Here is a 21742-nt window from a genome sequence, read left to right as displayed (position 1 = left end):
TCTCCCGCCGCAGCATAGGAACTGCGACATCGGGGCCACTCATGTGGCTGTTTTACATCAACTTGCGGCGCCGTGTCACGGGAATATCGAGGTCGGTGATTTTTTTGCGAAGGGTGTTCCGGTTGATGCCAAGCAATTCGGCGCATTTGGCCTGATTGCCGCCTGTCGCTTCCAACGCAATCTCGATCAGCGGGAATTCTACTTCACGCAGGATCCGCTGGTAAAGCCCCGGCGGCGGCAACAACGCCCCGTGCAGATCGAAATACCGCCGCAGGTGCCGCGACACCGACGCGCCCAGCTTTTCGCTGCTGCCGCCCGACAGAACAGGCTCCATCTCGGGTTGGTTGCCAAGCACAAGCTCGACTTCGGTGCGGGTGATCTCATCGGCGCGGCTGGTCAGACTGAGACGGCGCACCGCGTTCTCCAACTGGCGCACGTTGCCGGGCCAGCTGTAGGCGCGAAACAGGTCCGCGGCATCGTCGGACAGCCAACGTTTCGGCGCACCGTCACGTTCGGCCCGCATCAGGAAGTGATCGGTCAACAGCGCGATGTCCTCGACCCGTTCGCGCAGCGACGGCACCTGAATCGTGGCCCCAGACAGGCGATAATACAGATCCTGCCGCACCCGCCCCTTGTCGAGCGCTTCGGCCAGATCGCCCTGGCTTGTCGCCATAAAGCGCGGCACATGCTCACCCGGCGTGTCGATCATCCGCACGATGCGGGCCTGAATTTCATCAGGAATGTCAGTCATTTCGTCAAACAGCAGCGTGCCGCCCTTGACCCGCGCCAGAATGCGCGCCGGACCTTCGATATCGCGCAGATCGTTGCCGGTGACGGTGATAAACGGCAAGGTGCGTCGGTCCGAGAAATCGTGAAGCGCACGACCGATCAACGACTTGCCGGTGCCGCTTTCGCCCGAGATCAACACCGGCAAATCGGTGTTCATCACCCGCGCCACCAACCGATACAGCGCCTGCATCACCGGCGTTTTGCCCACCAACGGCAGCTCATCCGGCTGATCGGGCACATCGGGTGCGGGCCGCGCGGGCGCCGTGCGCGCCTCAAGCGCGCGGGCCGTGCGTTTCATCAGATCCGGCAGGTCAAACGGCTTGGGCAGATAGTCATAAGCCTCGGCCTCGGCGGCCTGAATTGCCGTCATGATGGTGTTCTGCGCCGAGATCACGATCACCGGCAGATCGGGCCGATCCGCCTTTATTTTCGGCAGCATTTCCAAGCCGTTGCCGTCCGGCATGGCCACATCGGAAATCACCACGTCGCCCTTGCCTTCGCCCACCCAGCGCATCAGCGTGGTCAGCGATGAGGTCGCGTGCACCTTGCACCCCGCCCGCGTCAGCGCCTGGGTGAGCACTGTGCGAATGGTGCGATCGTCGTCTGCAACAAGAATTGTACCGTCCATAACCTAAGACTCCTGGGTCGGCTTTGCTTCCGTGCCCTTGGGCACCATCGGAAGCGAAATTTTGAAAACCGTGCGTCCGGGCACGGAAGTGACGGAGATCCATCCGTCATGGTCCGAAATAATCTTGCTCACCAGCGCCAGGCCCAGCCCGGTGCCGTTTTCCCGCCCCGATACGAAGGGATCAAAGATGTCGCCGCGCAGGTCTTCGGGAAGCCCGGGGCCATCATCAATGACCTCGACCTGAAGCGGGAGGGTCTGGCCGGTGCCATCCGAACGCCGCAGCCGAAACGCGCGTTCATAGTAGGAATGCAGCCGGATCGTGCCGCCATTGGGGCCCGCGGCCTCAGCCGCGTTGCGGATAAGATTGGACACGACCTGCAACAGCTGATCGGAGTCGCCCCAAGCGTGCGGCAGCGAAGGATCGTAATCTTCGGTGATCTTCATATGCGCCGCCGCGCCGACAAGCGCAGAGCGCCGCGCGCGGTCTAGCACGTCATGCACATTGACCGAGCGGCGCACCGGTGCCGACAGATTTCCGAACTGTTCGACCTGTTCCAACAGCTTCACGATGCGACGGGTCTCTCCGACAATAAGATCCGTAAGTTCAAGGTCTTCTGCGGTAAGGCCCATGCTGAGAAGCTGCGCAGCGCCGGCGATCCCGGCCAGCGGGTTCTTGATTTCATGGGCCAGCATTTCGGCCATGCCGATGGCGGATTTGGCAGCAGATTTCACCGATTGGCTTTGGGTCATACGCCCGGCCAGTTCGCGCGGCGAAATCAGCACCAGCATCGTCCCGTCTTCACCTTGGAGCGGCGAAACCTGGAGATTGCACTGCAAAGGCGCGCGGTCGCCGGTGCCGACATCCACATCGTTGACGAACAGCGGCGTGCCCTGCGCGCGGGCGCGGATAAAGCTTTCCTCCAGCGGTGCATCAACGGCCAACCGGTCCCAGACCGGATCGCCGCGCACGGCTTTGGCTGAGGAATTCAGAAACCCCTCGGCGGCAGGGTTCACATCGATGATCCGGTCGTCAGCGTCGATCAACACCGCAGGCACCGGCAGCGACGACCAGACCACATTATCGGCAGTGTGGTGCAGTCCGGTCATGCTGCCACCTCTGCCGAGGGCGCGAGCGCGTCGGGCAGATGTGCCAGCACCTGCGCCGGGTCACGCGCCGTCAGGACCGCACGGCGAAGGCCCGGTTCAGTGCCCGCGCCATCCATGTACCACCCCAAATGCTTGCGCGCGACGCGCAGGCCAAGTTCGTTACCGTAAAACTTCAACATATCCTCGTAATGCCTTGATACTATATCTGATAAAGACTTACCCACAGGCACCACTGGCGCCGGGGTGCCAAAGAGATCATGCGCCACTTGCGCCAGGATCCAGGGCCGCCCCTGTGCGCCGCGCCCGATCATCACGCCCTGCGCGCCAGAGGCCTCGAGTGCGGCTTTTGCCCCCTCGCTATTGGTGATGTCACCATTGGCAATCACCGGGATCGACACCGCGTTGCTGACGTTCGCGATGGCCTGCCAATCGGCGCGCCCCTTGTAAAACTGACAGCGGGTGCGGCCGTGGATGGTGATCATCTTGACCCCCGCCGCCTCGGCCCGCTGCGCCAATTCCGGCGCGTTCAGCAGATCATCGTCCCAGCCCAACCGGGTCTTGAGCGTGACCGGAAGCTTGACCGCCGCCACCACCGCCTCGATCAAGGTGAGCGCGTGGTCGAGGTCTTTCATCAGGGCCGATCCCGCCGCGCCCGCGCCACTGGCGCTGGTCACTTTCTTGGCCGGGCAGCCCATGTTGATGTCGATCAGGCGCGCGCCGTTGGCTTCGACAATCCGCGCGGCCTCGGCCATCCAATAGGCATCGCGCCCGGCAATCTGCACCGCGGTCGCCGCGACGCCATAGCCAAGCTCGGCTTTTTCGCGCACACCCGGCTTGGCCTGCACCATCTCTTGGCTGGCCACCATTTCCGACACCACCAGCCCGGCACCGAAGCTCTGCACCAGATTTCGGAACGGCAGATCGGTGATTCCCGCCAAGGGGGCGAGGAAAACCGGGGGGTTGAGCGTGATATCTGCCACCTGAATGGTCAAATGCTTAATCCTTGTGCATACTCATCCGGGGTACTCCTTGACCGGGGCACATTCAACGCTTCGCAGCCATTTGACGGCTGCGAAAAGGTCGCTTGCCTAAAAAAAGGGCAGCGATACAGGGGCAATTGCCACTTGGATCAGCAGGGAATATCACGCGGGCATGAAAATCGCAGCTTTGATCATGGCCGCAGGGCGCGGCACGCGGGCGGGCCCGGGCGCGCCAAAGCAATGGCGGCCCCTTGCCGGGCGCCGGGTTGTTGACTGGACGCTTGCCGCCTTTGATCTGCCCCGGATCACCGAGACTGTGCTGGTGGTTCACCCTGAGGATAGCCAGCAAACCCAACGGCTTGCGGCGACGATTGTGCTTGGCGGGGCCAGCCGATGCGAAAGCGTGCTCCGGGGGCTTGAGGCGCTGGACGGGCGCGGCTTTGACGCCGTGCTGATCCATGATGTGGCGCGGCCCTGCGTGACGCCTGCGGTGATCGACGAGGTGATCGATGCTTTGGCCACCCACCCCGGCGCGGCCCCGGCACTTGCTGTCACGGATGCGCTGTGGACCGGCGATGGGGCCCATGTGACCGGCACGCGGGATCGGGCCGGGCTGTTTCGGGCGCAGACGCCGCAGGGGTTTCACTTCGATGCCATCCTGGCCGCCCACCGCGCCTTTGGCGGCGAGGCGCTTGACGATGTGCAGGTGGCGCGTGCTTTCGGGCTGGACGTGGCAATCACGGCTGGCGCAGAACAGAACCTCAAGATCACCCTGCCCGGCGATTTCGCGCGGGCCGAAGATTTGCTAAAAGGAGCGCCCGACATGCGGATCGGCAATGGCTATGACGTGCATCGGTTTTGCGATGGCGACCATGTGATGCTGTGTGGTGTACCGGTGCCGCATGAACGCGGGTTGCGCGGGCATTCAGATGCCGATGTGGGCATGCATGCGCTGACCGATGCGATCTATGGCGCGCTTGCACGCGGCGATATTGGCCAGCATTTCCCGCCTTCTGATCCGCAGTGGAAGGGGGCCGAGAGCCATATTTTCCTGCGTCATGCCATTGATCTGGCACGGGAAATGGGGTTCGAGCTTGGCAATGCCGATGTCACGATGATCTGTGAGCGGCCTAAAGTGGGGCCACATGCAGGTGCAATGCGCGCGGCCTTGGCCGAGATTATGGCGGTGGATGTTGACCAAGTGTCGGTCAAGGCCACCACATCGGAGAAACTCGGCTTTACCGGCCGCGAAGAGGGGATCGCGGCGCAAGCCAGCGTTCTGTTGGTGACAAAATGAGCCGTATCATCGCAACATGGTTTTACGTCGGCTATCTACGCCCTGCCCCCGGCACTTGGGGGTCGTTGGCGGCGTTGCCGTTTGCCTGGGCGCTGCATGTGCTGGGCGGGCCATGGCTGTTGTTTGCCGCCACTTTGGTGGTCTTTGCCGTGGGCTGGTGGGCGACGATCCAAGAGACGCGCGGTCAGGCCGATCATGACCCGTCGGAGATTGTGATTGATGAGGTCGCGGGCCAATGGCTGGCGCTGCTGCCGGTGTCATATGGTGCCACGTTTATGGATGCCAACGTGCTGCGGCTTTGGCCGGGAATCGTGGCGGGGTTTGTGCTGTTTCGGCTGTTCGACATCCTCAAGCCCGGCCCGATTGGCACCGCCGACCGGCGCGGCGATGCGCTTGGCGTGATGCTTGATGACGTGCTAGCCGGGATCGCGGCGGCGCTGGTGACAATCGTGCTGGCGGTGATCGCGCATGGTTTCCTGGTCCGATGAGTCTGGTTTGATGAGTCTGGCTGACGACATTCTGGCCGAGGCGCGCGCGCATGGGGCCACAGTGACCTGCGCCGAAAGCTGCACCGGCGGCATGGTAGCGGCGGCGCTGACGGATGTGGCCGGGTCGTCCGAGATCTTTGGCCGGGGGTTTGTGACCTACTCCAACGCCGCCAAGCAAGAGATGTTGGGTGTCAGCGCCGCGACGCTAGAGGCGTTTGGCGCGGTTTCGGAACAGGTGGCGCGCGAGATGGCAGAGGGCGCGCGACGCCACGCCAAGGCGACGCTCGCGGTTGCCATCACCGGGATCGCAGGCCCCGGCGGATCAGAGTTCAAGCCCGAAGGCCGGGTCTGTTTCGCGATTGCCACCCCGACCGACACACAGACCGAGACCATAGAGTTTGGCGCGCTTGGGCGGCCCGGCGTGCGACTGGCGGCGCGTGACCACGCGCTGGGCCTTCTTTTGCACAAACTGCGCGCGATTTAAGCACACCCCACGCTTAACTGCACAATTTACGGGCACATCACGAATGCCCCGCTTTTGTGCGCCACCCGGTCCAGTTGCTGCTTTTTTTCGCAGCTGCGATGCGCTTTCTGCCCTGAAACTGCCACTCAGGAAGGAATTCGAGGGATGAACGGAGCTGATACCGCGTGGATCATGGTCGCCACGGCGCTGGTCCTCTTCATGACGCTGCCGGGGCTTGCGCTCTTTTATGGCGGGCTTGTGCGCGCCCGCAATGTGCTTAGCGTTTTCATGCACTGTTATGCCATCGCCTGTCTGATGAGCGTGCTGTGGTTCGTTGTCGGCTATTCCATCGCCTTTGGCGGCGGCGACAGCGGGCTTTGGGGCGGGCTCGACAAGCTGATGCTCTTGGGGGTCACGGCTGAGAGCCTGTCGGGCACCCTGCCCGAGGTGGCGTTCTTTGCGTTTCAGATGACTTTTGCGATCATCACCCCGGCGCTGATTGTTGGCGCTTATGTTGAACGTGTGGGCTTTGGCTTTGTGCTGTTGTTCTCGGGCCTGTGGATGCTGCTGGTCTACGCGCCCGTGGTGCATTGGATCTGGGGTGGCGGCATGCTGTCGGACGGCGGTATCTTTGGCGAGATCGGCGCGCGCGACTTTGCCGGTGGCATTGTGGTGCACGAAACCGCAGGCCTCGCGGCGCTGTTGCTCGCGGTGTTCCTTGGGCCGCGCAAGAACCGCTCTACCCCGCCGCACAACCCCGGTTTCGTGATGATCGGCGCGGCGATGCTCTGGGTTGGCTGGTTCGGCTTTAACGGCGGCTCGCAACTGGCGGCAGACGGCGGCGCAGCCATGGCGATCACCGTGACGCATATCTCGGCGGCGACCGCCTCGCTGACATGGGCGCTGTGGGAGAAGATCAAGTTCGGCAAGGCCAGCCTTGTGGGCATCGTCACCGGCACCATCGCCGGTCTGGCGTCCATCACCCCGGCCTCGGGCTTTGTCGGCCCGGTCGAGGCGCTGATCATCGGCGCCGTGGCGGGTGTGCTTTGTCAGGAAGCGGTGAACCTGATCCGTAACGCGCTCAAGATCGACGACACGCTGGATGTCTTTGCGGTCCACGGCGTTGGCGGCATCTTTGGCACCATCATGATCGCGGTCTTTGGCGCCGGCAGCTTTATTGCGCAGTTCGGGTCGCTGGTGATTGTCGGGGTGTTTACCACGGTCGTCACCGTCGCGCTGATCTATGTCGTCAAGGCGATCACCCCGCTGCGCGTCGATGCGGAGACCGAGACCAACGGGCTTGACCTCGCGGTGCACGGCGAACGCGCCTACGACCACGCCAGCTGACGCACGGTTATCGAGTACGGACAGGACAAGGGCCCTTCGGGGCCCTTTTTCATGCGCCAAGGACGCGGTGATCGCGAATCGCAGTGCGGTGAGGTGACGTTAAGTCATCCGGTCGCGTGTCTGGTGCCGCACGGCTCCCCGTTTCGGCCGCCCCGGCCCCGCCATCAACAGGCAGGAATCCGCGAGAAATGGCCGATTTGCGCAGGGTCCGCCAAGCCTCTAGAGCGTTGGAACCTCACGTAAAATTACTTTACGCGCGTAAAATTTACTTTTGGTATTCATTTGTATGCAATTGATTTTTAACGTTTTTATTGTAAACGTGATAAGTTACCGCTAGAACTCCGGCCATGCTGCGGCGCGGCGACAGTCAGAGAGACTGCGTCAGGCCGGGCCAACCAAGGGGGCCGATATGGCACAGAAAATTCTTGTCCTCGGCGGCGGATTTGCCGGAATGTTCGCGGCGCGCGAGATCAAATCGCGACTGGGTGATGACGCGCAGGTCGAGCTGATCAACGACACCAATTACTTTGTGTTTCAGCCGCTGCTGCCCGAGGTGGCTGCCGGATCCATCGCCGCCCCACATGCGGTGACACCGCTGCGGTTCCTGTTGCGCAATGTCTTTGTGCGCAAAGCCAAGGTCGACAGCGTCGATCTTGACCGCAAGATTGTGACCGTATTCCAAGGCGTTCAGCGCCGCCCGACCGAGGTGTCGTATGACCATTTGGTGATTGCCACCGGCCAGCGGGTGGATCTTAGCCGCACCCCGGGGCTTACCGATCACGCGCTGACGATGAAAACGCTCGACGATGCCCGCCGCCTGCGTGCGCATGTGATCGAACGGCTCGAACATGCCGAGATCACCGAGCTGCCCGAGGTGAAGAAAGAAGCGCTGACCTTCTGTGTGGTGGGTGCCGGGTTCTCGGGCGTTGAGACCGTGGGCGAGATGAAAGAGCTGATCGACCGGTCGCTGAAGTTCTACCCCAATATTTCGCCCGATGAGGTGCGTGTTGTGGTGGTGGAATTTGCGGGCCGCGTGCTGGGCGAACTGCCTGAAAAGCTGGGCGATTATGCCGCCAAGGAACTGGCCCGCCACGGGATTGAGGTCAAGCTGAACACCGGCGTTGCTGCGGCCACGGGCACCTGTCTGGTGACCACCACTGGTGAGGAAATTCCCACCCGGACCATCGTTGCCACCATCGGCAATGCGCCGTCAAAGCTGGTCTGCGAAATGGATCTGCCCAAGGTGCAGGGCCGGATCGATGTCACGCGGGAACTGCGCGCCAAGGGGCATGACAACGTCTGGTCGCTCGGTGATTGCGCGATGATCCCGATGAAAGACGGCGCGACGGAACGCGGCGATTTCGCCCCCCCGACCGCACAGTTTGCCGTGCGCGAGGCGCGGACTTTGGCCGAGAATATCGCCGCCACCATCAAGGGTCAGCCGCTCAAGCCGTTCCACTATAAATCCCAAGGCGCGTTGGCGTCGCTCGGGGCGCGGCGCGGTGTGGCGCAGGTCTGGGGGATGAACTTCTCGGGCTTTCCGGCGTGGATTTTGTGGCGCGCCTATTACGCCGCCTTCCTGCCCGGTGTCGGCACCAAGGTGCGCGTGTTGCTGAACTGGATGCTTGATGCACTCAGCCGCCGCTCGGTGGTGCAGATCGGCGGCGAACAATCCCATGCCGCGCGCTATGCGCATTTCCGCGCCGGGGACCGGGTGTTTGAAAAGGGCAATCGGGCCGACGGGGTGTACACCATCATCTCAGGCAAGATGGAGCTGGCCTATGAGGACGAGGTGACCGGCGAGGTGACGACGTCGATCCTGCAAGCCGGCGACCACTTTGGCGAGCGCTGGATTCTGGGTCACAATCGGCGGGCCAGCACCGTGCGCACGCTGGAAGACAGCAAGGTGCTTGTGCTCGACCGTGAGGAATTTCTTAAGCTGGCTGAGGGGTTTCCGGTGCTGAGCGACTATTATCAGGAGCGGATGCAGCGGGTCTATGGCATCGAGTGGAAGCCGCAACCGGCCAACGCCGCATAGCGCTTTTGTCACGACACCCGACCCGCCAGATCGAAAATCCGGCAGGTCGGGAGAGACTGGTCTGTTGAGACGGGCCCGGCAGACTGTGCCGGGCTTTAATCGCGCAGAGACGGCTTAGACAAGCGCGTCAAAACCGCTCTGAGCCCTGGCCTGCATCGCCGAGGCTTGGGCGTAACCTTTCAAAGCCGCCCCCAGATTGGCGGTCCGCGCCTCGCCGTCCTGACGGCTGATGATCGAGACTTCGGTGCCGGGGGTTTCTTTCAGACCCGAGATCAACGAGGTCATCTGGCTTTCGGCCTGCACCTGAAGCGCCTGCGCACGGGCCACGGACTGGTCCTGCGGCGCGGGCTTGGCGGCCGCGAGTGACAGGCTGTTTTCGCTGCTGGCGCGGTCTGAAACCTTGTTTTCCTGTGCGCTTGGCTCGGCCTTAGCGGCCGGTGCTGACGGCTCTGCGGCTTTGGTGCTTTCAGCCTTGGCCGCCGGCGGCGCGCTTTCGGTTTCTTTCACCTTGCCGGGTTTCTCCGACTTGGCGGCCTGCGCCTCGGCTTTGTTGCCATTGTTGGTTTTTTCGACAGACGAAGCCTCTGTCGTTTTGTCTGTCCCAAGATCCTTAGCATTCTTGCTGTTGGACGAGGACGCGCTCGGTGACCCGAACGAGAAAGACGATATCTGCATTTCTTGCAGTCTCCGCGATGGTTTCTAACCCGCCCCTTTTCATCGGCAATTGCGTCAGAAGCAGGACAAGGGCGCGGAGTTTTCAGTGCATCTTCAGTGCGCTAACGGGGCGACCCTAGCCGTAAAGCGCCGCAGCGCGGGTTTCGAAGGCGCGCACGATCCGGTGCATCGCCTCGTTGAACACCACACCGATGATCTTTTGCAGGATCAGGTTCTTGAACTCGAAATCGACAAAGAACGACACATCGCAGCCGCCGTCGGGCGCATCGACAAAGCCCCAGTTGGACTTCATGTATTTGAACGGCCCATCCAGATATTCGGTGTCGATCTTCTTGGTCTCGGGCCATAGCACCACGCGGCTGCCAAAGCGTTCGCGGAACACCTTGAACGAGATCACCAGATCCGCCTCAAGCAAGGTCGACCCGTCAGGGCGCAGCTCTTGATGGCGGATGCGCGCAGCGGCGCACCACGGCAGAAATTCGGGATAGCGCGCAACATCGGCCACCAGATCATACATCTGTTGGGCGGTATACGGCAGGCGGCGGGTTTCGGAATGGGTTGGCATCTGGCCCCGGATTTGTCATGACGTTGCGGGGCACCGTGTCGCCCGACAGACAACAAAATTCAAGGGGTGGCCCATGTCAGCGCGTCCTTATGTCATTGATCAGATGATCTCGGCCAAGGCAATTGCCGCCCGGATCGAGGAACTGAGCCAGAAGATCCGCAGCGAATTCGCCGACACCGAAAAGGTCGTGGTGGTCGGGTTGTTGCGCGGGTCGTTCGTGTTTATCGCCGATCTCGTGCGCGAGCTTGACCTGCCGGTCGAGGTCGATTTTATCGAAGCCTCCTCTTATGGCGATGCGATGGAATCAAGCCGGGAAGTCCGCATTCTCAAGGACTTGCGCGGCGCGATTGAGGGCCGTGATGTGCTGGTGGTCGAGGATATCGTCGACACCGGGCATACGCTGAGCCATGTTATCTCGCTGTTGAAATCGCGCCACCCGGCCAAGCTGCGCTCGATTGCGTTGCTCGACAAACCGACCCGGCGCGAGGTGGATTTCCGGGCCGATTGGATCGGGTTCGAGATCCCGGATGAATTTGTCGTGGGCTATGGCATCGATTATGCGCAGCGCAATCGCAACCTGCCTTATATCGGCAAAGTGCGTTTTACCGAATGAGGCGGCGACCCCAGGCGTTTTGCCCCACCGGCCCCCACCGGCGGCCCCGATGAACTGGCTGTTGCGCATGGCGCGTTGGGCGCGCAACCCGCCGTCGCCACGCAAAGTGATGCTGGTGTTTGGCGTGATTGCCGCCTGTTTGGCGCTTTATGCCATCGAACGTTGGGTCGGCTGGCCAGAGGCGCTGACGGCCGAGCGACTGCCCTTTGGCGGGCCCCGGCGCTAGGCCGGACCGGCCAGCGCTTTGGCGTGCGCCTGCAACACCTGTGTCACCACATCGACAAAGCTTTGCAGCCGCGGCGATCCGGCCAAGTCCTTGTGACACAAGACCCAAATCGGGATTCGCATCGTCGGCATACCCCGCGCCACCGGCACCAGTCCGGCGCAGTCGGCGGCAAGGATATGCGGCAGAACGGCGAGTCCCTGCCCCTCTGCCGCCATGTTGCGCAGCACCAGAAAGCTGTCGGCGCAGCCCACGATCTGGCCCGGAGCCACGGCATTGGCCATCCATTGCGCCGGGGCCGCGCGCGACAACGCGCCCTCCAACCCAAGCCAGCGGCTTTCGTCAGGGTCCGCCGCATAGGTGCCGAAGCCCAGCTCTGCCGCGATCTCGCCCGCCATGTCGGCAGGGCGCGCAAGCGCCGGGCGCACCGCCAGATCAGCCTGCAAACGGCCCATGTCCAAATGCGCATTGCTCGACATCAGACAGACCCGGTGCGGGGCCATGGCCGACGCGATCTCGCCAAATCCAGCGGCCAGAACCGTGGTGCAAAACGTATCGGTCGAGGTCAGTCGCAGCACATCGCCGGTTGCCGCGCCGCCCATACGAAGGATGTGGCTCACGCGGTCTAGGGCCACTGCCGCTTCGCGCGCCGCTTCAATCACTTCTGCGCGATCCGGGCGCAGCCGATACCCTTGTTGCGAGCGTTCAAACACCTCGGCCCCATGCGCCGCTTCAAACGCCGAAATCCGCCGCAAAACCGTTGCGTGGTTGACGCCAAGCCTGCGCGCGGCTGCACTGACCGAGCCGGATTCGGCCACGGACAATACAAATTTCAGGTCGTCCCAGTTGTCGTTGTGCATAAATACGCACCCACCTTGCAGCGTTTAAGAATGTGTTTGCGATCTTTACCATGCATACTAGAGTTCGATTTGGGCACCAACTCCGGGAAGGTACTTATGAAAAAGATTGTTACTGTTTTGGCCGCTGCGGCAATGCTGTCGGGTGGCTCTGTTTTTGCACAAGAATACAAAAACCAGATCAAGGCCCGTCAGGGCGCGATGTGGGTCATTGCGCTTAACCTCGGCACTTTGGGCGGCATGGCCAAAGGCGAAATCGAGTATGACGCCGAAGCGGCCTCTGCCGCGGCAAAGTCAATCCACGGCGCTTCGATGATTGATATCGCGACGCTGTTTCCCGAAGGGTCCGACGGCGGTATGAACGACGGCACCACCGCCAAGGAAACCATCTTTTCCGACACCGCTGGTTTCGAGGCAAAGTGGGCCGATCTGGGCATGGCCGCCGAAAAGGCCGCAGCCGAGGCTGGCAACGGCAAAGAGGCGCTTGGCCCGATTCTGGCCGGGCTGGGCGGCACCTGCAAAGCGTGCCACCAAGACTATCGCATTCCGCAGTGATCTGGCTGAATGGCTAGAGTTCTGAAGGTTCTGATCCCGGTCGCGCTTGTCGCGGCCGGGATTGGCTGGTTTATGACCGCCCCGCAATCTGTGGCCGAAGACACGTTCGAGGATGCCTCGGGCGGTGATGTTGATCGCGGCCAAGCGGTGTTCAACGCGGCGGGCTGTGCCTCGTGTCACGCGGCACCGGGGGCTTCGGGCGAGGACAAGCTGGTTTTGGCAGGCGGCCAGGGATTCCCCTCGCCGTTCGGGTCCTTTACCGCGCCCAATATTTCATCCGATCCCGAGCACGGCATTGGCGATTGGTCGTTACAGGATCTCGCGAATGCGCTGTTGCATGGCGTCTCGCCCGAGGGCCAGCACTATTACCCCGCATTTCCCTATACGACGTATACCCACATGGGCGCGCGCGACATTGTCGACCTGTACGCCTATCTCCAGACCTTGCCCGCCAGTGCCGCACCGTCGCAGCCGCATGGCGTGGGATTTCCCTTCAACATCCGGCGCAGCCTTGGCGGTTGGAAGGTCCTGTTTCTTAAGGATGATTGGGTGATGACCGGCAATAATCTCGGGCAGGAGATGACCCGTGGGCGGTATCTTGTTGAGGCTTTGGGCCATTGCGCCGAATGCCACACCCCGCGCAATGTGCTGGGCGGCCTTGACCGCAGCCGGTGGATGGCCGGTGCGCCCAACCCATCGGGGCAAGGCACCATTCCGGCGCTGACGCCGGACAAGCTGACATGGTCGGCCACCGACATCGCCTATTACCTCGAGACCGGATTCACCCCCGAGTTCGACAGCGCTGGCGGGCATATGGCCAATGTGGTCGAAAATATCTCCAAGCTGAGCGCCGAGGACCGTGCCGCAATTGCCGCATATGTCAAAGCATTGCCGCTGCCTGCGACGCCAGACACCGGGTACTAGCCGAGAATCGGTGTAGGATACCCTTCGGACCATATCTGGGGGGATATGATGCATGTGGTGATTGCCGGCGCCGGGCCAACCGGGCTGACCGCTGCGGTGGAATTGGCCCGTTTGGGGGCCCGCGTAACAACGCTGGAAAAGCGGCCCGGCCCGTCACATCTGTCGCGGGCGGTGGGGCTTCAGGCGCGTTCGATTGATATTCTGCGCCCGTCCGGCGTGGCCGATGCGATTCTGGCCGAGGCCGTGGCATTTACTGGCGCGAGCTTTCATCTGCGCGCGCAAGAGGTCGCACGCTTGCCGTTGGGGTTTGACGACGCCAGCCGCCTTTGGGGGCTGGCCCAGGACCGGACGGAAACTCATCTTGAAACCGCGCTGACCCACTATGGCGAGATCGTGCGCTATGGCGTTGAATTCCTTGGCGTCTCACAGAGCGAAGACAGTGTTCTGGTTGAGACTGCGGATGGCACGCTGGAGGCCGATTACCTGATCGGGGCGGATGGCGCGCACAGCGCGGTGCGCGCGGCGATGGGGTTTGAATTTCCCGGCTTCGATCTTCCGAACCTGTGGTCGATTGCCGATGTCGATGCCGAGGGTTGGCGCGATCCGACCCGGTTTCAGGCTTTCCTGCTCGATCAAGGCGATATTCTGGTGGTGGTGCCGCTGGAGGAAGGACGGTTTCGGATCATCTCGTCGCGCGAAGATGCGCTGGCCGCGCTGCCGGTCAAGATGGACGTGCGGCGGGTGCGGCGGCGGGGGACGTTCACGATCTCGGTGCGGCAGGTGAAACAGTATCAGCAAGGTCGGGTGTTTCTGGCGGGTGACGCGGCGCATTGCCATTCGCCTGTTGGCGGGCGCGGAATGAACCTCGGGATCGCCGATGCCGCCGATCTGGCACAACGGATCATTGACGGACGGACCGACGGCTATACCGCCGCGCGCCACCCCGAGGGGGCAAAAGTGATCCGGCTGTCGGAACGTGGGCGGAAAATGTTGAACAGTGACAGCAGCTTGCGCCGCGGTCTGGCCCTGCGCGCCCTGCGGTTGGCGGCGGCGTTCCCACCGCTTGGGCGGGCAATGACACGGCGATTGGCCTCGGGCTGAACGGCTTTATGAAGCCCTCGCGAGGAAAACCTGCGAGGGCCTGAGGCGCTTAAACCTTGGCGAGCTTGGCTTCGCGGTTGGCCCGCAGGCGCGCGAAATCGTCACCGGCGTGGTAAGACGAGCGGGTCAGTGGCGTGGCCGACACCATCAGGAAGCCCTTGCCATAGGCGGCTTTTTCGTAGGTCGCAAATTCATCGGGATGCACAAACCGCTCGACCGCGTGGTGTTTGGGCGTGGGTTGCAGGTACTGGCCGATGGTCAGGAAATCGATGTCTGCGGCGCGCATGTCTTCCATCACCTGCATCACCGACTGACGGTCTTCGCCAAGGCCAACCATGATGCCGGATTTGGTAAAGATCGACGGGTCCATCTCTTTGACCCGCTGCAACAGCCGCAAGCTGTGGAAATAGCGCGCGCCGGGGCGGACCTCGGGATAGAGGCCGGGGACGGTTTCAAGGTTGTGGTTGAACACGTCCGGCTTGGCCTCGACCACGATTTCGAGCACCTCAGGGGCGCATTTCAGGAAATCGGGGGTCAGGATTTCGATGGTGGTCTTGGGCGAGCGGTGGCGAATGGCGCGGATGGTCTGGGCAAAGTGATCGGCACCGCCATCCTTGAGATCGTCGCGGTCGACCGAGGTGATCACAACGTGGTTCAACCCCAGCTTTTCAACAGCATGGGCCACACGGCCCGGCTCGAACGCGTCAAGCGTGTCGGGCTTGCCGGTGGCGATGTTGCAGAAGGTGCAGCCACGGGTACAAATGTCGCCCATGATCATCATGGTGGCGTGACCCTGCGACCAGCATTCGCCAGCGTTGGGGCAGCTCGCCTCTTCGCAGACCGTCACCAGATTATTTTCGCGCATGATCTTGCGGGTGGTGTTGTACCCCTCGCCGCCGGGGGCCTTTACCCGGATCCAGCTGGGCTTCTTCGGCTGGGCATTGTCCGGGCGATGGGCTTTTTCCGGATGGCGCTGTTCCGGGATTTTGAGGTCTCGCACGATAATTTCCCCGCGACTGGATCAAGTTGTCTTGCCTATACCATAAGCACTTGCAGTGAGCCATGCCAGTTCGACAACACTGCCATGCTGTCGACCATCCCCTGTTTGCCAGTACCGCTCACTGCAAGGTTGCCTCTCCCACATAGCCGCTATTTCTGCACCCGCGAAGGGTTGACTTCGCACCTGCAGCATAGTCCAAAAACGGCAATCCGGAATCGCTCCGGACCCGAAATTTTGATCCAGACGAACGATGGAGAGCACAATGAAAACTGGTTACACCCTCCCCCAGGTGACCTTCCACACCCGCGTCCGCGATGACAGCATCGAAGGCCCCAACCCCTTTCGCTGGCAGGACATGACCACCGCTGATTACTTTGCTGGCAAACGCGTGATCCTGTTTTCGCTGCCCGGCGCGTTCACGCCCACATGCTCGACCTATCAACTGCCCGGTTTTGAGCAGAACGCCGAGACTTTCGCGGCGCATGGCATCGACGCGATCTACTGCATGTCGGTGAACGACAGCTTTGTGATGAACAAATGGGCCGAATTGCAGAAACTTGAAAACGTCAGCGTGATCCCTGATGGGTCGGGCGAATTCAGCCGCAAGCTTGGGATGCTGGTGGCCAAGGATAACCTTGGGTTTGGCATGCGCTCGTGGCGCTATGCGGCCATCATCAACGACGGCGTGATCGAGGCCTGGTTTGAAGAGCCCGGCCTGTCGGACAACCACGGCGAAGACCCTTATGGCGTGTCCTCGCCCGAAACGCTGCTGGGCTATCTGTCGGATGCAGCCAAAGGCGTTGCGGCGGAATAAACGTTGGCGTTGGGGGCTCTGCCCCCGCCCTACGGGCCCCCCCGCGGTATTTAAGAACAGAAGAAGGACCGGGGTGCGCCTCGGTCTTTTGTTGTTTTACAGCAGCGGCCAGGGTGACGTGGGTTTGGTGCGGCGCAACACGAAATGGGTGTGGCTGGCACGGACAAGGCCCGCCGAGAGGATGCCGCGCATCAGGAAATGGTCGAGGTCTTCGGGATCACGGGCGGCGATTTTCAGGATGTAGTCGCTTTCGCCAGTCACAGACGCGCATTCGATGATCCGTTCCTGGCTGTCGACCAGCCGGGCGAAGGCGGCAATGGTCTCTTCGCGGTGATCCATCAGCGAGACAAAGACATAGGCCAGCGCGTGCAGGCCAAGCAGTTTGGGATTGAGCCGGGCGGTGTAGCCGGTGACCAGGCCCGCATCCTCCATCCGTTTGATCCGCCGCCAACATGGCGAGGTCGACAGCGCCACTTGATCGGCGATCTCTTGGATGCTGGCTTTGCCGTGGGTTTGCAGGATTTTCAGGATGTGTCGGTCGGTCGTGTCGATATCTAGGGTCATTTTGCCTTTTCCCAGCCGATTTCAGGGATGTCTTGCCCCATTTTCGCGCATGACAGGCAAGAAAGGCAAGAATTTTCCCGTCGGCAGGCGCAATCTTGGTTGAGGAGGATCACCAATGCCCAAGACCACAAGCTATAGTGCGAAACTGCCCGACGACCGGGGCTTTATCGCGTATTCCGCCGAGGAAGACGCCGTTTGGCGCGATCTGTATGACCAGCAGTTGCCCAATGTTGAGGCCCATTCTGCCCGCGCCTATCTCGACGGGTTGCGCCGGGTGGACCTGCCGCGCACACGGGTGCCGCAATGCCCCGAGGTGTCGGAGACGCTGCGGGATTTGACCGGGTGGCAGGTGGAGCCGGTGCCGGCGCTGATTCCTTTTGGGCGATTCTTCCGGATGCTGGCGGAGCGAAAATTTCCTGCCGCGTCCTTTATCCGGCGGCGCGAGCATTTCGATTACATTGAAGAGCCCGACATTTTTCACGAGCTGTTCGGCCATGCGCCTCTGCTGGCCGATCCGCGATTCGCCGGGTTTTCACAGGCCATTGGCGCGGCGGGGTTGAAGGCCGACAGCAAGGACTATGCCTGGCTGATCCGGCTGTACTGGTTCTCGATCGAGTTCGGCCTGGTGATTGAGAACGGTGGCTACAAGGCGCTCGGCTCGGGGCTGGCCTCATCCGTGACTGAGTTGCCGTGGAGCGTGGGCAAGACCGGCCCGGAGCGGCGGCCTTTTGACATTATCGACATCCTGCGCACGCCCTACCGGATCGATATTCACCAGCCGATTTATTTCGTGATCGAGGATCTGGACGATCTTTTTGCCGCCGCCGAGCGCGACTTGCTGGCCGATGTGCGCCGCGCCCAGAGCCTTGGGTTGCACGCCCCCGCCTACCCCCCGAAATCCGATGCCGCGTGAGGTGAGAGTATGACAGTTTGTAATATTGGTGGCAGCTGCTCTGCCGACACGCCGGTTTTGGACCGGGATGGCGCGCGCGAAAAGATGGCGGTGCTGCATGGGGATTGGGCGCTGTCGCAGGATGGCACGACGATCACCCGGCGCATTGCGGTCAAGGGGTTTGCCAAGGCGGTGTATCTGGCCAATCTGGCCGCCTGGATGGCGGACCGGCATGGCCATCACCCCGATGTCGCCTTTGGCTGGGGCTACTGCACGCTAAGCTATACCACGCATGAGGCCGAGGGCTTGTCGGAGATCGATATTGCCTGCGCGCGGGAGTTTGACACGCTGGTGGAGTGACCCCGCAGGGTTGATCCCGCGGGGCATTCGGTGGATTTGGCTTAGCCGATCATCGCATCGGCGCCCTTGATCTCGTCATAGAACCGGCGCAGGCGTTGAAGCGCGATGCGCAGGACAATCTTGCCCGAGCGCGCCGACCAACCCATATGTTTCTCAGTGATTTCAAGCCCTTCGAGATAGCAACAACAGCGCAGGGCGACATCGCCCAACCCCGGTCCCAGATCGCCAAGCGCATTGGCAACACGGCGGCGGGCCTCGGTGGCGGCCAAAGGGCCGTCGCCACGGCCGGGGCCCGTGTCGGCCCCGCCAGTCAGAAACTGATCCCAGTTCTGGGTGGTGCGCGGTGCCATTTGAGCGACTTCGAAATCTTCGCGCAAACGCTCGCCGGCCGAGACCAGAGCATCGGAGAGGAACAGGGTGCCGTCCTTGTCGCGCCGCCGAGCGAGCGACGTGAGCGGGGTTTCGGTGTTGGTGTAGCGGACCCTGCGGTTGCGCGGCTTTTCCATCGGATCAGCGCCGGCGCAAAACGGAGCCTGCGCCTCGGCCATCCCCTGCGGCGTGGCGCGGGCGTCCTTGGTGCCGTCCAATGCATCCTTTTCAGCGGCCAGCAAATCGGCCAAGGCCGCGCGCCCGGCGGGCGTGATGTGATAGCGGGCGATGCGGCCCGGCGTCTTGCAGTCGATCCATTCCTTCAGCGCCAACGCCTCGGCAATGGACGTATCAACAACGGCGGTGCGCTGGGTTGTGCCGCTGGCGGTTTCGCGCACCACCACCGATTTCTCCATGTCGGGCACCACCGCCAGAACCGCCCCGGCCTCGCTCAGCCGTCGCAGGACGCGGCGGGCCTCGCGATCCAGTGTTTCATCATCCGTCTGTGCGCATTCCTGCCGGGAGTGTGCCGCCATGTGTCTGCCTTTCGTACGCGATGGCACCTTACCTGTTGCAGTGTTTCCAAGGTGTCGGAGCGCGGCATCGACAAGCGGATCGTCACGCCGGCTTTCCAGCCGCCGCACCTGTCGCAGCACGGTTGACGGATGACATCCCGACAACCGCGCGAGCTGTCGCAAGGACAGCCCGTGTTCCACATGGTGTATGTAATGTGCAGCCGCAGCAGGCACCCAGCCGGGCCAATCCCCGGTTGCCGCACCCCGCATTTCGATAACCTGCGACGGTCCAAACTCACTCTTGCACAAGACACCCATCCCGACGTTTACAAAGATATCCACAACCTAAAGGTGATATGGTTACTCATTGGTTAATTGTGACCAACGTGGAAACATCATTGTTTCTAAAGGATAAACAATCCTGATCGAGGCGCACTCTGTTGGGCGGTCCGGCGCAACACCCGTACCGGCTGTGTCACACTGCTGTGGACAGTATGTTTTCAGTGATAGGACACGCCATGCAAGACGCCCTGACCACCCTTCGCCAGCTTCGCCGACCCCGCCTGCTTATCCGCGCCGCACGGGCCGGACTTCTGGAATATCGCCGCGAAGTTCACCTTGCGCGATGCCTCGGAGGGCCTGCCCCGCGCCGCAGTGGCGCCGCGCTGATCCGGCTGATCGAGATCGAGTCCGATCTTGATACGGCGCGGCTCAAGCGATGCGCCAGCTATAGCGTGGCGCAGCATGTCGAGGTGCTGGTGTCGATGATGGGTGAGGCGCAGCTGGTGCGCACGCCCGCCTGATTGCGGGCCGGGCTGATTGCAAGCGTGACTGATCGCGGGCCCGCCTGACTGCATGCCTGTCTGATCGCACGCGCCCGGCGGAACCGGGCGCGGCGCGTGCCTGAGGCAAATGTCAGGTAAAGGCGTCTGGCATCGAGGCCTTTTTGTTGGCGACATACCCCGCCAGTGCCTCGTTTATTGCCGGGTCGATTTGCGGCTGCTGATAGGTGTTCAGCATCCGCTCGACCCTCTCTGCGGCCAGCGTCATGGTATCGCGTGCGCCTTCTTCGTCCCATGTCTCGAACGGCTTGTAATCGAGCAGGTCGGTCTTCCAGAAGGCATCCTTGAAATTGGCCTGGGTGTGGGCGCAGCCAAGGTAGTGCCCGCCGGGGCCGACTTCGCGGATCGCGCCCATCGCCTGGGCGTTTTCATCAAACGCAACGCCGCGCGCCATCTGGTGCAGCACGCCAAGCTGATCGGCGTCCATGACGAATTTCTCGAAGCTCGACACCAGCCCGCCTTCAAGCCAACCACAAGCGTGCAGCATGAAGTTCACCCCACCCAGCAGCGCGGCGTTGTGGGTATGTGCCGTCTCGTAAGCCGCTTGTGCATCAGGCAATTTCGAGCCGCACAGCCCCCCGCCCGACCGGAACGGCAGCCCCATGCGGCGGGCCAATTGCCCCGCACCATAAAGGATTTGCGAGGCTTCCGGCGTGCCGAACGTGGGCGCGCCCGAATTCATATCGATCGAGGTTACAAAGGCACCAAAGATCACCGGCGCGCCCGGGCGCACCAGTTGGGAATAGCCGATTCCGGCCAGCACTTCGGCCAGAACCTGGGTCAGCGTGCCCGCCACCGACACCGGAGCCATCGCGCCGCCAACGATAAACGGCGACAGGATGCAGGCCTGGTTGTTCTTGGCATAAACCTCCATCGCGCCCATCATCACATCGTCGAACGTGAGCGGCGAATTGACGTTGATGAGCGAGGTCATCACCGTGTTGTCCTGCACGAATTGTTTGCCGAACAGGATCTCGCACATCTCGACCGAATCTTGCGCGCGGCTCGGCTCTGTCACGGACCCCATAAACGGCTTGTCCGACAGCGTCATATGCGCGAGCAGCATATCAAGGTGGCGTTTGTTCACCGGCACATCGGTCGGCTCACAGACCGTTCCGCCGGAATGGTGCAGCCATTTCGACATATAGCCGAGCTTCACGAATTTGCGGAAATCCTCCATCGTGGCATAGCGGCGCCCCCCCGCGACATCGCGCACAAAGGGCGGGCCATAGACCGGGGCAAGGACCAGACTTTTGCCACCAATCACCACGTTGCGATCCGGATTTCGGGCGTGTTGCGTATAGCTGGAGGGTGCGGTTTCACAAAGCTTGCGAGCAAGACCGCGCGGGATGTGCACCCGCTCGCCCTGCACATCGGCGCCGGCCTCTTTCCACAGCGCGCAGGCGGCGGGATTGTTGACGAAATTGACACCAATCTCTTCGAGAACTGTTTCCGCATTGGCTTCAATAATCGCCAGCGCTTCTTCGTTCAGGATCTCGAAGTTGGGGATATTGCGTTCGATATATTTCGCGGTGGCAAAGCTGACGGCAGAACGCTCCGCACGACGCGCCGCGCCGCCTCCGCCCCGTGCCCGCCGAGGAGCTGCTACGTCTGACATGTCGGTCACCCTTTCGATCTTTGCCGGGCCGTTGGCCGGTTGTTACACCGGATTTACAACAGCCCCGGCAAAGCGCTTGGGGGAAATCCGCCATTTGAGGCGGGAAAACGACATACAG

General features: G+C 62.1%; 24 protein-coding genes. 14 read left to right on the top strand and 10 right to left on the bottom strand.

Going from position 1 to position 21742, the window contains the following annotated elements; translation table 11 throughout:
* Nucleotides 1-52 precede the first annotated feature (52 nt).
* The 3 genes from ACW9UO_RS01445 to dusB are packed head-to-tail and all read right to left on the bottom strand — an operon-like array spanning nt 53 to nt 3504.
* Nucleotides 53-1417: a response regulator gene (locus ACW9UO_RS01445; RefSeq protein ID WP_457087254.1), complete on the bottom strand. Its 1365-nt coding sequence runs from the start codon at nt 1415-1417 to the stop codon at nt 53-55.
* A 3-nt stretch (nt 1418-1420) separates the two neighbouring features.
* Nucleotides 1421-2524: a two-component system sensor histidine kinase NtrB gene (locus ACW9UO_RS01440; RefSeq protein WP_457087253.1), complete on the bottom strand. Its 1104-nt coding sequence runs from the start codon at nt 2522-2524 to the stop codon at nt 1421-1423.
* Nucleotides 2521-3504, bottom strand: a complete 984-nt coding sequence (gene dusB / locus ACW9UO_RS01435; RefSeq protein ID WP_457087252.1) for a tRNA dihydrouridine synthase DusB — start codon at nt 3502-3504, stop codon at nt 2521-2523. Before dusB ends, ACW9UO_RS01440 begins: the two co-directional genes overlap by 4 nt.
* A 172-nt stretch (nt 3505-3676) precedes the next feature.
* Here dusB and ACW9UO_RS01430 point away from each other — a divergent pair, with 172 nt between their 5' ends.
* The 5 genes from ACW9UO_RS01430 (at nt 3677) to ACW9UO_RS01410 (ending at nt 9137) form a co-directional block, all read left to right on the top strand.
* Nucleotides 3677-4801 carry a bifunctional 2-C-methyl-D-erythritol 4-phosphate cytidylyltransferase/2-C-methyl-D-erythritol 2,4-cyclodiphosphate synthase gene (locus tag ACW9UO_RS01430; RefSeq protein ID WP_457087251.1) on the top strand — a complete coding sequence of 375 codons (1125 nt, stop codon included), beginning with the start codon at nt 3677-3679 and terminating at the stop codon, nt 4799-4801.
* Nucleotides 4798-5289, top strand: a complete 492-nt coding sequence (locus ACW9UO_RS01425) for a phosphatidylglycerophosphatase A family protein (protein ID WP_457087250.1) — start codon at nt 4798-4800, stop codon at nt 5287-5289. The genes ACW9UO_RS01430 and ACW9UO_RS01425 overlap by 4 nt, the downstream gene beginning before the upstream one ends.
* 10 nt (nt 5290-5299) lie before the next feature.
* On the top strand, nt 5300-5773 hold the full coding sequence (locus ACW9UO_RS01420; protein ID WP_457087249.1) for a CinA family protein: 474 nt from the start codon (nt 5300-5302) through the stop codon (nt 5771-5773).
* Nucleotides 5774-5917: 144 nt separating this feature from the next.
* A complete protein-coding gene (locus tag ACW9UO_RS01415) occupies nt 5918-7099 on the top strand; it encodes an ammonium transporter (RefSeq protein WP_457087248.1) in 1182 nt (393 codons plus the stop codon).
* Nucleotides 7100-7508: 409 nt separating this feature from the next.
* Nucleotides 7509-9137 carry an FAD-dependent oxidoreductase gene (locus ACW9UO_RS01410; protein ID WP_457087247.1) on the top strand — a complete coding sequence of 543 codons (1629 nt, stop codon included), beginning with the start codon at nt 7509-7511 and terminating at the stop codon, nt 9135-9137.
* 114 nt (nt 9138-9251) lie between these two features.
* Here the strand turns inward: ACW9UO_RS01410 and ACW9UO_RS01405 are convergent, their stop codons facing one another.
* Both ACW9UO_RS01405 and ACW9UO_RS01400 read right to left on the bottom strand, forming a co-directional pair.
* Nucleotides 9252-9812, bottom strand: a complete 561-nt coding sequence (locus ACW9UO_RS01405) for a hypothetical protein (RefSeq protein ID WP_457087246.1) — start codon at nt 9810-9812, stop codon at nt 9252-9254.
* 115 nt (nt 9813-9927) lie between these two features.
* A complete protein-coding gene (locus ACW9UO_RS01400) occupies nt 9928-10377 on the bottom strand; it encodes a type II toxin-antitoxin system RatA family toxin (protein ID WP_457087245.1) in 450 nt (149 codons plus the stop codon).
* A gap of 73 nt (nt 10378-10450) precedes the next feature.
* Between ACW9UO_RS01400 and hpt the strand changes: the two genes are divergently transcribed.
* Nucleotides 10451-10990, top strand: coding sequence for a hypoxanthine phosphoribosyltransferase (gene hpt / locus ACW9UO_RS01395; protein WP_457087244.1), 540 nt, complete (start codon nt 10451-10453; stop codon nt 10988-10990).
* Between the two features lie 49 nt (nt 10991-11039).
* Nucleotides 11040-11216 (top strand): hypothetical protein, encoded by a 177-nt coding sequence (locus ACW9UO_RS01390; protein WP_457087243.1) that lies wholly within the window; start codon nt 11040-11042, stop codon nt 11214-11216.
* On the opposite strand, the gene ACW9UO_RS01385 is transcribed toward ACW9UO_RS01390, so the two are convergent.
* On the bottom strand, nt 11213-12073 hold the full coding sequence (locus ACW9UO_RS01385) for a LysR family transcriptional regulator (RefSeq protein WP_457087242.1): 861 nt from the start codon (nt 12071-12073) through the stop codon (nt 11213-11215). The two genes, ACW9UO_RS01390 and ACW9UO_RS01385, sit on opposite strands and share 4 nt — an antisense overlap.
* Before the next feature lie 96 nt (nt 12074-12169).
* On the opposite strand from ACW9UO_RS01385, the gene ACW9UO_RS01380 reads away from it, so the two are divergent.
* The 3 genes from ACW9UO_RS01380 to ACW9UO_RS01370 are packed head-to-tail and all read left to right on the top strand — an operon-like array spanning nt 12170 to nt 14650.
* A complete protein-coding gene (locus ACW9UO_RS01380; protein WP_457087241.1) occupies nt 12170-12625 on the top strand; it encodes a c-type cytochrome in 456 nt (151 codons plus the stop codon).
* 9 nt (nt 12626-12634) lie between these two features.
* Nucleotides 12635-13549: a c-type cytochrome gene (locus ACW9UO_RS01375; protein WP_457087240.1), complete on the top strand. Its 915-nt coding sequence runs from the start codon at nt 12635-12637 to the stop codon at nt 13547-13549.
* A 45-nt stretch (nt 13550-13594) separates the two neighbouring features.
* Nucleotides 13595-14650: an FAD-dependent oxidoreductase gene (locus ACW9UO_RS01370; RefSeq protein WP_457087239.1), complete on the top strand. Its 1056-nt coding sequence runs from the start codon at nt 13595-13597 to the stop codon at nt 14648-14650.
* Nucleotides 14651-14699: 49 nt separating this feature from the next.
* On the opposite strand, the gene lipA is transcribed toward ACW9UO_RS01370, so the two are convergent.
* A complete protein-coding gene (gene lipA / locus ACW9UO_RS01365; RefSeq protein WP_457087238.1) occupies nt 14700-15650 on the bottom strand; it encodes a lipoyl synthase in 951 nt (316 codons plus the stop codon).
* Nucleotides 15651-15912: 262 nt separating this feature from the next.
* Here lipA and ACW9UO_RS01360 point away from each other — a divergent pair, with 262 nt between their 5' ends.
* Nucleotides 15913-16464, top strand: coding sequence for a peroxiredoxin (locus tag ACW9UO_RS01360; protein ID WP_457087237.1), 552 nt, complete (start codon nt 15913-15915; stop codon nt 16462-16464).
* 96 nt (nt 16465-16560) lie between these two features.
* Here the strand turns inward: ACW9UO_RS01360 and ACW9UO_RS01355 are convergent, their stop codons facing one another.
* Nucleotides 16561-17028 (bottom strand): Lrp/AsnC family transcriptional regulator, encoded by a 468-nt coding sequence (locus ACW9UO_RS01355; RefSeq protein WP_457087236.1) that lies wholly within the window; start codon nt 17026-17028, stop codon nt 16561-16563.
* 115 nt (nt 17029-17143) lie between these two features.
* Between ACW9UO_RS01355 and phhA the strand changes: the two genes are divergently transcribed.
* Together phhA and ACW9UO_RS01345 are read left to right on the top strand one after the other, a co-directional pair.
* On the top strand, nt 17144-17941 hold the full coding sequence (gene phhA / locus ACW9UO_RS01350; RefSeq protein ID WP_457087235.1) for a phenylalanine 4-monooxygenase: 798 nt from the start codon (nt 17144-17146) through the stop codon (nt 17939-17941).
* A gap of 9 nt (nt 17942-17950) precedes the next feature.
* On the top strand, nt 17951-18280 hold the full coding sequence (locus ACW9UO_RS01345) for a 4a-hydroxytetrahydrobiopterin dehydratase (protein ID WP_457087234.1): 330 nt from the start codon (nt 17951-17953) through the stop codon (nt 18278-18280).
* Nucleotides 18281-18321: 41 nt separating this feature from the next.
* Here ACW9UO_RS01345 and ACW9UO_RS01340 read toward each other — a convergent pair whose 3' ends face one another.
* Nucleotides 18322-19185, bottom strand: coding sequence for a DUF6456 domain-containing protein (locus ACW9UO_RS01340; protein WP_457087233.1), 864 nt, complete (start codon nt 19183-19185; stop codon nt 18322-18324).
* A 497-nt stretch (nt 19186-19682) separates the two neighbouring features.
* On the opposite strand from ACW9UO_RS01340, the gene ACW9UO_RS01335 reads away from it, so the two are divergent.
* Nucleotides 19683-19967, top strand: a complete 285-nt coding sequence (locus ACW9UO_RS01335) for a DUF6477 family protein (RefSeq protein WP_457087232.1) — start codon at nt 19683-19685, stop codon at nt 19965-19967.
* A gap of 112 nt (nt 19968-20079) precedes the next feature.
* On the opposite strand, the gene ACW9UO_RS01330 is transcribed toward ACW9UO_RS01335, so the two are convergent.
* Nucleotides 20080-21624: a trimethylamine methyltransferase family protein gene (locus ACW9UO_RS01330; RefSeq protein WP_457087231.1), complete on the bottom strand. Its 1545-nt coding sequence runs from the start codon at nt 21622-21624 to the stop codon at nt 20080-20082.
* Nucleotides 21625-21742: the final 118 nt, after the last annotated feature.

The sequence above is a fragment of the Marinovum sedimenti genome (assembly GCF_054052205.1).
Note: the sequence above shows the minus strand (reverse complement) of the source record. Positions and strands in the feature narration are given on the sequence as shown.